The sequence below is a fragment of the Microvirga arvi genome, from assembly GCF_016892765.1.
Lineage (GTDB): Bacteria > Pseudomonadota > Alphaproteobacteria > Rhizobiales > Beijerinckiaceae > Microvirga > Microvirga arvi.
In genome coordinates this window covers 1-13,409 of the sequence record NZ_JAFEMD010000039.1, presented here as the reverse complement: position 1 = coordinate 13,409, position 13,409 = coordinate 1, and the positions used below count along the sequence as shown (strand labels likewise).

General features: G+C 63.6%; 12 protein-coding genes, 1 tRNA gene and 1 rRNA gene. 7 read left to right on the top strand and 7 right to left on the bottom strand.

Annotated features, from left to right (window positions below):
• The first annotated feature begins 21 nt into the window (after positions 1-21).
• The 6 genes from ILT44_RS20860 to ILT44_RS20835 all read left to right on the top strand — a co-directional run bounded on the left by ILT44_RS20860 (position 22) and on the right by ILT44_RS20835 (position 4,641).
• The gene (locus tag ILT44_RS20860) at positions 22-816 is read left to right on the top strand and encodes an ABC transporter ATP-binding protein (protein WP_204241543.1); all 795 of its coding nucleotides are present in this window, start codon (positions 22-24) and stop codon (positions 814-816) included.
• A complete protein-coding gene (locus ILT44_RS20855; protein ID WP_204241542.1) occupies positions 816-1,637 on the top strand; it encodes an ABC transporter permease in 822 nt (273 codons plus the stop codon). The genes ILT44_RS20860 and ILT44_RS20855 overlap by 1 nt, the downstream gene beginning before the upstream one ends.
• A gap of 103 nt (positions 1,638-1,740) precedes the next feature.
• Positions 1,741-2,271: a MarR family winged helix-turn-helix transcriptional regulator gene (locus ILT44_RS20850; RefSeq protein ID WP_204241541.1), complete on the top strand. Its 531-nt coding sequence runs from the start codon at positions 1,741-1,743 to the stop codon at positions 2,269-2,271.
• Positions 2,272-2,419: 148 nt separating this feature from the next.
• Positions 2,420-3,343 carry a DMT family transporter gene (locus ILT44_RS20845; protein ID WP_204241540.1) on the top strand — a complete coding sequence of 308 codons (924 nt, stop codon included), beginning with the start codon at positions 2,420-2,422 and terminating at the stop codon, positions 3,341-3,343.
• Positions 3,340-3,645 carry a TfoX/Sxy family protein gene (locus ILT44_RS20840; protein ID WP_204241539.1) on the top strand — a complete coding sequence of 102 codons (306 nt, stop codon included), beginning with the start codon at positions 3,340-3,342 and terminating at the stop codon, positions 3,643-3,645. The genes ILT44_RS20845 and ILT44_RS20840 overlap by 4 nt, the downstream gene beginning before the upstream one ends.
• 24 nt (positions 3,646-3,669) lie before the next feature.
• Complete coding sequence (locus ILT44_RS20835) at positions 3,670-4,641, top strand: 2-hydroxyacid dehydrogenase (protein ID WP_204241538.1); 972 nt, start codon at positions 3,670-3,672, stop codon at positions 4,639-4,641.
• A gap of 366 nt (positions 4,642-5,007) precedes the next feature.
• Here the strand turns inward: ILT44_RS20835 and ILT44_RS20830 are convergent, their stop codons facing one another.
• Positions 5,008-5,751, bottom strand: coding sequence for an SDR family oxidoreductase (locus ILT44_RS20830; RefSeq protein WP_204241537.1), 744 nt, complete (start codon positions 5,749-5,751; stop codon positions 5,008-5,010).
• Between the two features lie 28 nt (positions 5,752-5,779).
• On the bottom strand, positions 5,780-7,588 hold the full coding sequence (locus tag ILT44_RS20825) for an IlvD/Edd family dehydratase (RefSeq protein ID WP_204241536.1): 1,809 nt from the start codon (positions 7,586-7,588) through the stop codon (positions 5,780-5,782).
• A gap of 235 nt (positions 7,589-7,823) precedes the next feature.
• Between ILT44_RS20825 and ILT44_RS20820 the strand changes: the two genes are divergently transcribed.
• Positions 7,824-8,423 carry a hypothetical protein gene (locus ILT44_RS20820; protein ID WP_204241535.1) on the top strand — a complete coding sequence of 200 codons (600 nt, stop codon included), beginning with the start codon at positions 7,824-7,826 and terminating at the stop codon, positions 8,421-8,423.
• A gap of 6 nt (positions 8,424-8,429) precedes the next feature.
• Here the strand turns inward: ILT44_RS20820 and ILT44_RS20815 are convergent, their stop codons facing one another.
• The 5 genes from ILT44_RS20815 to rrf form a co-directional block, all read right to left on the bottom strand.
• Positions 8,430-9,260 carry a tellurite resistance TerB family protein gene (locus ILT44_RS20815; protein ID WP_204241534.1) on the bottom strand — a complete coding sequence of 277 codons (831 nt, stop codon included), beginning with the start codon at positions 9,258-9,260 and terminating at the stop codon, positions 8,430-8,432.
• A gap of 104 nt (positions 9,261-9,364) precedes the next feature.
• Entirely contained in the window at positions 9,365-11,536 is a 2,172-nt protein-coding gene (locus tag ILT44_RS20810; RefSeq protein ID WP_204241533.1) for a TRAP transporter permease, read from the bottom strand.
• A gap of 76 nt (positions 11,537-11,612) precedes the next feature.
• Positions 11,613-12,590, bottom strand: a complete 978-nt coding sequence (locus tag ILT44_RS20805) for a TAXI family TRAP transporter solute-binding subunit (RefSeq protein WP_204241532.1) — start codon at positions 12,588-12,590, stop codon at positions 11,613-11,615.
• Between the two features lie 204 nt (positions 12,591-12,794).
• A tRNA-Met gene (locus ILT44_RS20800) sits at positions 12,795-12,871 on the bottom strand.
• 131 nt (positions 12,872-13,002) lie between these two features.
• Positions 13,003-13,119 (bottom strand): 5S ribosomal RNA (gene rrf, locus ILT44_RS20795).
• Positions 13,120-13,409: the final 290 nt, after the last annotated feature.

The window sequence follows — 13,409 nt, the reverse complement described above, 5'->3', positions numbered from 1 at the left end:
AGAGCGGCGCCGGTTCGCCCAATGCTGCTGCATCCCATGATCGAGCCCGCATCCCCGCTCGCCTCCCTGCATGGCATCACCAAGGTCTTTGCCAATGGTGTGACGGCGCTTGCCGGTTTCGATCTCGACATCCGTGCCGGCGAGTTCTTGTCCCTGCTCGGGCCGTCGGGCTGCGGAAAATCGACAGTGCTGCGCCTCATCGCCGGACTAGCCGAGCCGACCACGGGACACGTCGCCTGGCCGGGCTCCACCCATGAGGATCATCGCAGCGAGATCGGCTTCGTGTTTCAGGAGCCGACGCTGATGCCCTGGGCCGATGTGGCGGACAATGTGTGGCTGCCCCTGCAGCTGCGGGGCGTCTCCAGGCACGATGCGCGGGAGCGCATTGCCGAGAGCCTCTCCCTCGTCGGCCTGGAGAATTTCGCGAAAGCCTATCCGCGAGAGCTTTCGGGCGGGATGAAGATGCGCGTGTCGATTGCCCGCGCGCTTTCCCTGAAGCCGCGCCTGCTGCTCATGGACGAGCCGTTTGCAGCGCTCGACGAGATCACGCGCTTCAGGCTGAACGACGATCTTTTGAGGCTGCAGAACGATCTGCGCTGCACCGTGGTGTTCGTGACCCATTCGGTTTATGAGAGCGCCTATCTGTCGAGCCGGATCGCGGTCATGTCCCCGCGCCCGGGCCGCATCGTCGCCGAGGTCATGGGCGAAACGCCCGGATCGCGCGCGAAGGACTTTCGCACCAGCACGCGCTACGCTGCCTTATGCGGAGAGATCTCGCGGATCCTGCTGGAGCATATGGCGGAGGAGCGCGGGTGATGGCGCCGGCCTCCAATCCTTGGAAGCTTGTCCTGCCGCTTGCCGTCTTCGCAGCGGCTGTCGGGGCTTGGGAGGCGACGGTGCGCCTGCAAGGCATCCCGCCCTACATCCTGCCGGCGCCGAGCCTGATCGGCGCGACGATGATCGCCGACTGGCCGCTTCTGCGCGCCTCGCTCCTGACGACCCTCGGCACGACGCTCCTGGGGCTTGCTCTCGCCGTGGCCGGCGGCGTTTTCCTTGCCCTTCTTCTGAGCCTGTCGCGGATCGTCGAGTATTCTCTCTATCCCTTTGCCATCGTGCTGCAGGTCACGCCTGTCATCGCCATCGCGCCCCTGCTTCTGATCTACATGCCGCAGGACGTTGCGGTTCTGACCTGCGCGTGGCTCGTCGCGTTCTTTCCGGTTCTCTCCAACACGATGCTCGGGCTGCAATCGGTCGACAGGAACCTCATGGAGCTGTTCCAGCTTTATGGTGCCCCCGCGTCCCGAACTCCCCTGGCGCTCTTCCGGTCCCGGCTGAAAGCCTTGTGGTATCTGCGCCGTCCTGCCGCCCTGCCGGCTTTCCTAACAGGGCTCCGAATCGCCGGAGGGCTCTCCCTGATCGGCGCCGTGGTGGCCGAGATGGCAGCGGGCTCCGCTGGGGCAGGGTCGGGATTGGCCTACCGCATCATCGAAAGCCAGTACCGCCTCAATATCCCGCGCCTCTTTGCGGCCCTCGTCCTTCTGGCCCTGACCGGCATCGGCCTTTATCTCCTGCTCGCAGGCCTCAGTCACCGCTTCTTACGCCGATGGCACGAAAGTGCCCTCGCTCCTGAGAAATGAGGCGCCCGCCCTGTTAGCCTGTTAATATTGCGCCGGCTTGTCATCGTACCGTCATGAGTTCCACCCATGGTACGCAAGGCAACGCTTCGAACAGCGAGGGACCATGGACACCGACAACAAGCATCCGGGCATCAAGAGCGTCGGATGGGCTCTGGTTCAAGCCTCGCGCCTGCATCGAAGCCGCACGGGCGACAAGCTGTCCGAACTCGGCCTCTTCGCCGGTCAGGAGCAGGTGCTCCAGGCCCTCAGCAATTCCGGCCCCATGACCATGGGCGATCTGGCGGCGATCCTGCGCGTGCGCCCGCCGACGGCCTCCAAGACGGTCTCGCGCCTGTCCGCCCTCAAGCTGGTGGAGCGCCACGCGGAACCCGGCGATGCCCGGGTCGTGCGCGTGAAGCTCACCAAGGAAGGCAAGCGCAAGGCAGCCGCCATCGACGCTCTCTGGGACGAGGTCGAGGCCGAGCTGCTCCAGGGCTTCGACAACAAGGACCGCAAGCGTCTGCGCAAGCTCCTTCGGAAGGCCGCCAAGAACCTTGCCGGCCTCACAGGCGCCGACCAGACCGGCTTCGAGGCCGACGACGAGGTCGAAGGGCTGGAAGCGACAAGCGAGCCCGAACTCGCCGCGACGGCCTGACCGACACGCCCGAGCTCTGATGTGCGCGCACGAGGGCCGTGCGCCGCGGGTATTCGCGTCCTGACCGCGATGCTTCTTCCTTACTGGCCCATCGTTCAATGCGGAAAACCGGATCCACTTTTCCGCACGATGGGCTAGCATCCCGACCATGGCCGACACCGTCTCCCCATCCCTGCCCAAGCCGCTTTCGCAGCGCCGGAACCGCCTGATCGGCATCGCCCTCATGTGCGGGGCGCTGCTCTGCTTCTCGTGCCTCGATGCGACGGCCAAATGGGTCAACCGCTCCGTCGACCCCATGGTGACGGTGTGGGCCCGCTACATGTCGGCGGCCCTGCTGACCTTCCTGGTCATCAATCCCCGAACCCAGCCGGGAGCGCTCAGGACCCGCCGGCTCCCGCTCCAGCTCATTCGATCCTCCCTCCTCCTGGCCTCGACCCTCTGCAACTTCTTCGCCCTGAAATACCTGCAGCTGGTCGAAACCCAGTCGATCATCTTTGCGACACCCCTGCTGGTGGCGCTGCTGGCAAGTCCTCTCCTGGGAGAGCGCGTCGGCTGGCAGCGCCTGACCGCCATCGCCGTCGGCTTCGTCGGCATCCTCGTCATCACGCGGCCGGGCCTGGGAACCATGCATCCCGCGGCTCTGCTGTCGCTCGCCGGCTCCGTGGCCTATGCCTTCTACAACATTGTGACCCGCATGCTCGCCTCGAGCGACCCCACCGCCACGACGACGCTCTATTCGAGCGTCGCCGGCATTCTCTTCGTGACGCCCGTTCTGCCCTGGATCTGGACCACGCCCTCCTCGCCGCTCGTGTGGTTTCTTCTGGCGACGACAGGGTTCTATGGGGCCTTCGGGCATTGGCTCCTGGTTCTCGCCCATGCCCGGGCCCCGGCGGCGATCCTGGCGCCCTTCATCTACAGCCAGATCTTTTGGATGCTCGCTCTCGGCTACATCCTGTTCGGGGACTGGCCCGATTCTTGGACCTTCGTCGGGGCTGGCATCGTCATCGCATCGGGGCTTTATTTGCTCTCCCGTGAACGCGTGAAGCCACGACAGCCGGAGACGCCCTCATGAGCGATGCCTCCCTCGAAACCCTGCCCGGAATCGGACCCGTCACGCAGGGCTGGCTGACGGAGGTCGGCATCCATACTGTCGGCGAGCTTCGCTCCATCGGCGCTGTCGAGGCCTATCGGCGCCTCAGGTTCATGCTGCCCCGCCGCGTCAATCTCAACGCCCTCTACGCCCTGGAAGCGGCCCTGCGCGGTTGCCATTGGCTCGATCTGCCCCAGGATGTGAAGACGGCGCTCCAGCATCAGGCCAGGAGCATCGACGAGGCCCTTCGCCGAGGCGGCGGCGCACGTTGCACCATTGCCTGACCACAGACGACAACAGGAAACACCATGAGCCGCACCGATATCCTGATGACCGCGCCGATGATGCCGATCGTCATCGAGACGCTGGAAAAAGCCTGCACGCTGCACCGCCTGTGGGAGCACGCGGATCAGGAGGCGTTTCTGAAGGAACTCGGGCCGCGCATGCGCGGCGTGGCCACGAGCACGCTCTATGGCCGCCTCGAAGCCTCGCTGCTCGACCGGCTGCCGAACGTGGAGATCATCTCGAGCTTCGGTGTCGGCTACGACAACGTGGACGCGGCGGAAGCAGCCCGACGCGGCATCGTCGTCACCAACACCCCCGGCGTTCTCGACGACGAGGTGGCCGACCTCACCATCGGCCTGCTCCTGGCCACATTGAGAAAGATCCCGCAGGCCGACCGCTACCTGCGCGAGGGACAATGGCTGAAAGCCTCCTTCCCCCTCTCGTCCACCCTGCGCGGCCGAAAGGTCGGCATCGTCGGTCTCGGACGCATCGGCAAGGCCATCGCGAAGCGGGTTCACGGGTTCGGGGTCAGCATCTCCTATCACGGGCGCAGTCAGCAGGACGACGTTGCCTATCCCTATTTCCCGACGGTGATCGGCCTCGCGGAGGCTTGCGACGTGCTGATCGTCATCACGCCCGGTGGCGCCGGGACGCGCCATCTCATCAATGCCGATGTGCTGAAGGCCTTGGGACCCAACGGCGTGCTGATCAACGTGGCGCGCGGCAGCGTCGTGGACGAGCAGGCGCTGATCGAGGCGCTGAAGGCCGGAACGATCCTGAGCGCCGGTCTCGATGTCTATAATGACGAGCCCCGCGTGCCGCAGGAATTGATCGACATGGAGCACGTGGTGCTCCTGCCCCACATCGCCTCGGCCTCGGTGCACACCCGCAACGCCATGGGCAAGCTCGTGGCCGACAACATCGTTTCGTGGGTCGAGGGCAAGGGCCCGCTGACTCCGGTGCCGGAGACGCCTTACACGGGACGGGTCGGTTGAGCGGCTTTCACAATTAGTCTCAACTCTTCGTCGTCACCGGCCTTGTGCCGGTGACTCCCGTCTTGTGTTCCTCCGTCCTCATCCTGAGGAGCAGACGCAGTCTGCGTCTCGAAGGAGATACCAGAGAGCACTGATCCTCCTTCGAGACGGTCGCTTGAGCGACCTCCTCAGGATGAGGTGAGAGATAGCCGAAATGCATATGGCCTGGCTTGTCCTGGCCATGACATGGCAGCGATGTAAGGTTTGTCATTCCTGGCCGGAGCGCAGCGAAGGGGAAGGGAATCCATCAGATAAGCGCGTGGGTGGATCCCCTTCCTTCGCTACGCTCGCAGGGGATGACAGTCGCATCGTCCCATGGACGCGAGGTTAAAGCGCGAACCCGCCATCCACTAGATGAATATGACCCGTCGTGTAGCTGGCTTCATCGGACGCCAGATACACGGCAAGCGCCGCTACCTCCTCCGCCGTGCCAAGCCGGCCCATGGGCTGGCGGTCGATGAAGGCCTGACGCACCGCGTCCAGGCTTTGGCCGGAGCTTTCCGCCTGGGCCGCGATGCGTTCGTCGAGCGACGGCGACTGAATCGTGCCGGGACAGATCGCGTTGGCGCGGACACCGCGCTTGATGAAATCGGCCGCCACGGCCTTGGTGAGGCCGATCACCGCCGCCTTGGTCGTGCCGTAGACATAGCGATTGGGAATGCCGCGCACAGAGGAGGCGCCGGAGGCGATGTTCACGATCGATCCGCCGCCCTTCTTCAGCATGCCGGGCAGCACTGCCTTGATCGTACGATGCATGGATCTCACGTTCAGGTCGAACGAGAAATCCCAGTCCTTGTCGGAACATTCGAGAATCGTGCCGTGATGCACGAAACCCGCCGCATTGACCAGGATGTCGAAGGATCCCGCCTCGGCGACGAGTTGCTCGACACCGGCACTTGAGAGCACGTCGAGCCTGCGCTTTTCAGCTCCCTCGAGTCCTTCCAGCTTCGCAACATCCAGATCCGTTGCCCAGACTTTCGCACCCTCGCGGAGGAAAGCTTCCGCGATCGCGCGCCCGATCCCCTGCCCTGCCGCCGTGACGAGGGCTGTCTTTCCTTGAAGTCTGTTCATGACCGCTCTCGTCCCCGTCTTTTGCAGATCAATGATTGTCGCGCGGCACGCCGAAGGTCTGCGCGACCTTCTGGTACTTCACGGCAGGCTTCAGGGTCATGCCCTCCGAGAGCTGGTCGACCATGGAGCGCTGGATCTCCTGCCAGGGGGTCTGGCTCGCCGGATAGGCATAGCCGCCGCGGGCTTCGAGATCGGCGCGGCGCTTCTCCAGCTCTTCCGGCGACAGGAGAATGTCGGCGCTGCGCTTGTTGAGATCGATGCGGATGCGGTCGCCCGTCTGCAGCAGCGCCAGCCCGCCGCCGACAGCCGCCTCTGGCGAGGCGTTGAGGATCGACGGCGTGCCCGACGTGCCGGACTGACGTCCGTCGCCGATGCAGGGCAGCGAGAGAACGCCCCGTTTGATGAGCGCGCCCGGGGGCTGCATGTTCACGACCTCGGCGGCGCCCGGATAACCGACGGGCCCTGCGCCGCGCATGATGAGGATCGTGTGCTCGTCGATGTTGAGCGACGGATCGTCGATGCGATGATGATAATCCTCCGGCCCATCGAACACCACGACGCGTCCCTCAAAGGCGTTCGGATCCTCCGGATTGTTGAGATAGCGCTCCTGGAATTCCGGGCTGATCACGCTCGTCTTCATGATCGCGGAATCGAAGAGCGTACCCTTCAGGTTCAGGAAGCCTGCCTTCTCCTTCAGCGGATTGTCGTAGGAGCGGATCACGTCGTGATCCCAGGTATGCTTGCCGCGGCAATTCTCGCCGATGGTCGTGCCGGTGCAGGTGATCGCATCCTCGTGAATCTTTCCGGCGCCGATCAGCTCGGCCATCACGGCCGGAAGGCCACCCGCGCGATAGTACTCTTCACCGAGATATTCACCCGCCGGCTGCACGTTCACGAGCAGCGGGATCTCGAAGCCGATGCGCTCCCAGTCGTCGCAATCGAGCGGCACACCGATATGTTTGGCGATCGCATTGATATGAACCGGCGCATTGGTGGAGCCGCCGATGGCCGCATTGGCGACAATGGCGTTCTCGAACGCCTCGCGGGTCATGATGTCGGAGGGCTTCAGGTCCTCCCAAACCATGTCGACGATACGCTTGCCCGTCTCATAAGCCATCTGCCCGCGCTCGCGGTAAGGCGCTGGCACGGCGGCCGAGCCCGGCAGTGACATGCCGAGAGCCTCGGCCAGCGCATTCATCGTCGAGGCCGTGCCCATGGTGTTGCAGTGCCCGACGGACGGAGCCGACGAGCCGACGATGTCGATGAACTGCTGGTAGTCGATGTCGCCGGCCGCGTGGCGCTCGCGGGCCTTCCAGACGATGGTGCCGGAGCCCGTGCGCTCGCCGTGATGCCAGCCGTTGAGCATCGGGCCGACATTGAGCGAAATCGCCGGAATGTTCACGGTCGCCGCCGCCATGATGCAGGCCGGCATGGTCTTGTCGCAGCCGGTGAGCAGCACCACGCCGTCGAGCGGATAGCCGTAGAGAACCTCGACGAGGGAGAGATAGGCGAGATTGCGGTCGAGGCAGGCGGTCGGGCGCTTACCGGTCTCTTGGATCGGATGGCACGGGAACTCGAAAGCTACGCCGCCGGCGGCCGTGATGCCGTCGCGCACGCGCTTGGCAAGGTCCAGATGGTGCCGATTGCAGGGCGACAGATCGGAACCTGTCTGCGCAATGCCGATGATCGGTTTCTTGCCCTGCAGCTCCTTGGCCGTGAGGCCGAAATTCAGATAGCGCTCCAGGTAGAGCGCCGTCATGCCCGGATTGTCCGGATTATCGAACCAGAGCCGTGAGCGAAGCTGATCGGGAGTGCGACGGTGAGGCCTCTCAGCCATTCTTCATTTCCTTTCGGGCATCCGTAACCGAATTAGTCGGTATTTGATCTGGAGCGGAAGCCGAGATCAACCATCCCCTGACGAAAGTTGCTGCCGAGGCATGGGAAATATTTTTCATCCAAGCTCAGCACCAGACTCCATTCGGCATTTCCAAGACAAGCGCAGCGCGTTATAGGGTTGCACATAAAGATCTCATTCCTTGCGTTCGCCCACGCCCATTCCAAGCAGCCCAGCCATGTTTCGATACACCCTCCTTGCGGCCCTTGTGGCCCCTCTTGTGTCTACGGCCTCGGCGAATGACTGTCCGACAGCACAGACGGCGAAGCTGGGGTTTGTTTTGGAGCAGCAGGGGGCCACCGCCGAGGTTCGGCCAGCTCCGAACCATTTCGTCCACGTGGTGAATTCGTATCCGAGCGGAAAGAAGCAGCACGTCGTCTACTACCGGGGCTTCTTTCCGATCAGCCGCTTCGACGACACGGCACGCAGCATCAACATCCCCGTCTCCGATTTGCGAACCGTATTCCCCCTCGAGCTGAAGGCTCGCCGCGCCATCACCTATGCTTTAGCTCAGCCCGACAAGGTAGGCGCCCTGGTCTCTCTTGAACTCACCGTGACAGGCCAGGAGCAGTTCCAGCTCGGCGCCTGCTCCTACAACGTGCTGATCGTGCGCAACCGCTACCTCAATGCCGAGGGCAAGGTCACGTCAGAAGTTACGGATCTGTACTCGCCCGATCTCGGCTTCGTTCTGGCCAAGCGCTACGAGGAGGGAGGCGGCAGGCAGACTACGGTGAAGTACCAGAGCATCAAGCCTTTAGGGAAAACCTCGCCTCTCTGAGACGCCTCAGGTCAGCGCCCCTGCCGTGTCGTCGATCTGCGTCCTGACAGCCGGATCGAGATCGAGGGCCTCGGCCAACTGATGCAGGAATTCGCGCTCCTGGATCGTGTCGGGATCGATGGCGATGCGGGCTGCCGCATAGACCTGAGCCGCCTTCTCCGGATCATTCACAGGAGCGGCGAGCTCCTCCACATCGGCGGGCGAAGCCATCTCTGTCTCGAGCCAACGGGTGGCGTCCGGGTCGATGCCCGCCTCGGTCAGACCCTTGGTGATTCGCGACCGCTCCGCCTCGTCGATATGCCCGTCGGCCGCCGCAGCCGCCACCATGGTGCGGAGGAAGAGAAGCGCATCGTCCTCGGTCTGGGACACCGGATGGAAGCGCGAGGTTTCCGTCACGCTGAGAGCCGATCGCGCGACGGCCTCTTCGGGCTTAGGGGCGGAGATCTGCGCCTCAGAGGCGGCAGGAGCAGCCGGCGCGTTGTCTTCTCCAGCGGCGCCGCCTCTGGCCGCCTGCTGGTTCTGATAGGCCTTGTAGGCCAGCCCGCCGATGACGGCGAGGCCGCCGAGCTTGACCAGATTGCCGGTCAGCTTGCTCTTCTTGCGCCCTTTGAACAGGAGACCGGCCAAGCCGATCAGAGCCGTCTGGGTCAGACCCGGATGCTGGGTTGCGAAATCCTTGGCCTTCTGCAGGAGTTGATCGGGCGACTGGCCCGTGACCTGGGTCACGCCTTTCTCGACCTGCTGGCGCACGCCACCCTGAGCAGGCTGCCCCGGAGTGTGATCAGGACGTCCGATGGCTCCTACGAACGCATCCAGAAGCTTCCTGTAATCCACCATGAGGCTCTCCTGCTGTCTTTGAACCAAGCAAAGAACACAACGGGAGCGCGGCAGAATGGTTCAGGTTCTTGCGTGAGCCGTGCCCAGCACCGCCTTATCCGCCCTCAGGCCGGCTTCGGCACCAGTGCGGCGCGAGCCTTGAACAGCTGGGACACGACCACGGGGCTTGCCATTGCCAGGCCGATCAGGGTCGGTTCCGGATCGGGCGCGATGATCGGCAGCGATGCCAAGCCGATGAGCCAGCGCTCCCAAGCCCGCATCACGGTCAGTCCATAGCCGGCGAAGGCCGCCGACAGGAACATGATGCCCACCACGGCACCGGCGACGACGAAGAGGAAGCCGGGCCAGGTGAATTCGGGCGTCACGATGAGCATGGCCGGCCCATAGACGAAGACGAATGGCACCAGCACCTTGCCGAGGCCAAGGCGGAAGGCCGTGTTGCCGGTCTTGAACGGGTCGGCGCCCGCCATGCTGGCCCCGGCATAAGCGGCCAGGGCCACGGGCGGCGTGATATCGGCGAGCACCCCGTAATAGAAGACGAAGAAATGGGCGACGAGCGGCTGGACGCCGAGAAGGCCGAGGGCCGGCGCCGCGACGGTGACCATGATGATGTAGTTTGCCGTGGTCGGCACGCCGCAGCCCAGCAGGATGCAGACGATAGCCGTCATCAGCAGGGTGAAGAACAGAGTCATCGCCTTCATGTCGGCAAGGCCCGCCGGCACGAGATCCATGAAGCCTTGAGCCAGCTGCGCGGCGAAGGACGTGACGATGAAGGAGATCTTGAAGCCTACGCCGGTGAGGGTGACGATGCCGACGATGATCCCGACGGTGGCCGCCGCCGCACCCACGCCGATGGCGTATTTCGCGCCGACCACGAAGGCGTCGATGAGGTCGATGACCACCGCCTTGCCGGCTTCGCTTCTGAGGTAGGTGTAGATCAGGAGGCCCAGGACGAAAGCCAGCACCGGCCCCACGAAGACGAGCTGCGTGAGAAGGCCCGTGGCGATCCCTGCAATGATCGCGACGAGGAAGCCGATGGTGATGACGGGAACCCGCGAAGCGCCGACGACGAGGCAGCCCGTGATGCCCCAGAAAGCGGCCAGATAAGGTGTAAATCCGGAGAACAGCACGATCAGCAAAACAGCAAGCGGCATGATGGTCTGCCATCCCTCACGGATGACTTTTCCAGCGTTCGGCAGCTCCTCCACCGGCAGCCCTTTCAACCCGGCTCGCTTGGCCTCGAGATGGACCTGCATGAACACGCCGAAGAAGTGCATGCAGGCCGGAACGATCGCCGCCAGGATGATCGTCTGGTACGACAGGTTCAGGAACTCGACCATGAGGAAGGCCGCGGCCCCCATGATCGGCGGCGTGATCTGGCCACCGGTCGAGGCGGCCGACTCGACGGCCGCCGCGAAATGGCGCTGGTAGCCGACCCGGATCATGGCCGGAATCGTCAGCGAGCCGACCGTCACCGTATTGGCGATGGAGGAGCCGGAGATCATCCCGAACAGGGCCGAGCCGAAGATCGAGACCTTCGCCGGTCCGCCTGCATAGCGCCCGGCGACAACGGTGGCGAGATCGATGAAGAGCTTGCCGAGGCCGACCCGCGTCGCGAGCACGCCGAAGAGCACGTAGTGGAAGACGTAAGTGGCAACGACTCCCAGAGCGATGCCATAAATGCCCTGGCTCGTGAGGTAGAGATGGTTGACGATGTTCGACCAGGACGCGCCGGGATGCTGCAGGATGCCCGGCATGGAGGGGCCGAAATAGGCATAGAGCATGACGCCGATGGCGATGACCGGAAGCGGCCAGCCTACGGAACGGCGCGTCGCCTCCAGCAGGACGACGATGAGGATCGTCCCCATCACCACGTCGGTCGGCGAAGGGTTGCCGACCCGGAAAGCGAGCTCGCTGAAGATCCAAGGGACGTAGAGAGAGGAGACGACCGCGGCGACCGCAAGAGCCCAGTCGATCAGCGAGATGCTGCCCGGACGCCACCAGCTCGAAGGCGCGATCCGGTCATAGTCCTTTTTGGATGCCGAGAAGACCAGGAAGATGAGGCCGAGCACGAAGGCCATATGGATGCCGCGATGAGTGGCCTCCCGCAGCAATCCGAAGCCTGCCGTGTAGTAGTGGAAGAACGAGAGAGTCAGGAGAAGTCCTGCAACCAGCCACGCGGTTCCCGTCGGCAGGGGACGGAAGCGCATCTCGGGATCGAACTTCTCCTCGAGGCTGCGGTTCTCAATGATCACATGGGCATCGGTGGCGGTCATGACGTACTCTTGGACGGGAAGCAAAGCGCCTCCCGCGGCGACTGACGCGGGAGGCTGACTGGAGGGCTGGTGTCGATCAGCTCTTGAGGAGACCGGCTTCCTTGTAGAAGCGCTCCGCACCCGGATGCACGGGGATGCCGGCGCCGGCAAGAGCGCTTTCCTTGCGGATCAGCTTGCCCTTGGCATGGCCGGCGTCGAGAGCCGCGCGGGTCCTGTCGCTCCAGAGACCCTTCACGACCTCATAGACGACCGCCTCCGGCACCTTGGCCGAGGTCACCCATTGGGCGCCGACGGCCAGCGTCTTCACGGCAGCCACATCCTTGTAGGTGCCGGCCGGAATCTCGTCAGCGGCGAAGAAGCTGTATTGCTTGCGGATGGCATCGGCCTCGGGCCCCGCCAGCGGAACGAGGTCGACGCCACCGCCGGTGGCCGCGAGTTCCGTGATCGCACTGGTCGGATAGCCGCCGACGAAGAAGAAAGCATCCAGTCCGCCGTCGCGCATGCGCTCGGCTGCTTGGTTCGGCTTCAGGAAGTCGGCCTTCACATCCGATTCCTTCAGGCCCCAGCCGGAGAGGATGATCCGCGAGTCAACAAGGGTGCCCGAGCCGGGCTCGTCGAGGGAGACGCGCTTGCCCTTGAGATCGGCGACGGACTTGATGTTGGCTGATTTCGCAGCCACGAGATGGATGCTCTCAGGATAGAGATTGGCCAGGAGCCGCAGATCCTCGATCTTGCCCTTGCCTTCGAATAGCCCTGTGCCGCTATAGGCCCAGTAGGCGACGTCGGCCTGGGTGAAGCCCGATTCGAGCGCACCGGAGACGATAGAATTGACGTTGGCGACCGAGCCGTTGGACGCCTGAGCCGTCAGGACGAGCTGCGGCGGGCTCGAGACGGCGTTCGCGATGAGACCGCCCACGGGATAATAGGTTCCAGCCGTGCCGCCGGTCCCGATCCGGAAGAATGCAGGCGCCTGCGCAAAAGCATTACGGCCGAGGGCGGCTGCAGCCCCAAGTCCGAGGCCGATCTTGGCCAACTCGCGACGGGTCAACTTCATGGACACTATGTTCCCCTGGTGAAGGCTACGACCGTTTGCAATACGGTTCTGCGCCACTCTATCGGGAATCCATGCCTCGTCTATGGGCCTCTTCAATCTTTGTTATTGAACGAAGGGATGTTTTTTCGGGCCGTTTGAGGCGCTTATCTTGCTTATGCTGGACAGCAAAAGCCCCTGCGGCTTTCGCCTGCGAGGGCTTCTGTTTGGTTGCGGGGACAGGATTTGAACCTGTGACCTTCAGGTTATGAGCCTGACGAGCTACCGGGCTGCTCCACCCCGCGTCAATCATGGCCTTCGAAGCAGGCTTCGAAGGCGATCTCGAGGACAAACACGAACGCGGCGCTCTTGTGAAGAAGCGCCGCGTTTCGCGTTGTCGATATCGATAAAGAGGCGTTGTGTTTGTCCTTGGCAGGCCCGGCAATGACCTACTCTCCCGGGTCTTGAGACACAGTACCATCGGCGCTGAGGAGTTTAACGGCCGAGTTCGAGATGGGATCGGGTTCTTATGCTCCTCGCTCAAATCACCGGACCGGCGAAGGACAAACAGGCAAGGGCGCCAGGGGCGCCGGCCTGAACTTTTCACAGTTCAAACCCAAAGGTCTTATCTCTCAACCTCAACACTCCCGGGATCGAAGATCCCGCGAAGGCCGACCGGCCGCCCGTGCTCATGCACGGGAAAGCCAAGGGAACGGACGTTCCCGCCGGCGTCTGAGGCTGTCCAAAATCATGATCACGGACAGTGATCATGAGAGCAATCAAGCCAATCGAGCGATTAGTACCAGTCAGCTCAACGCGTCACCGCGCTTACACACCTGGCCT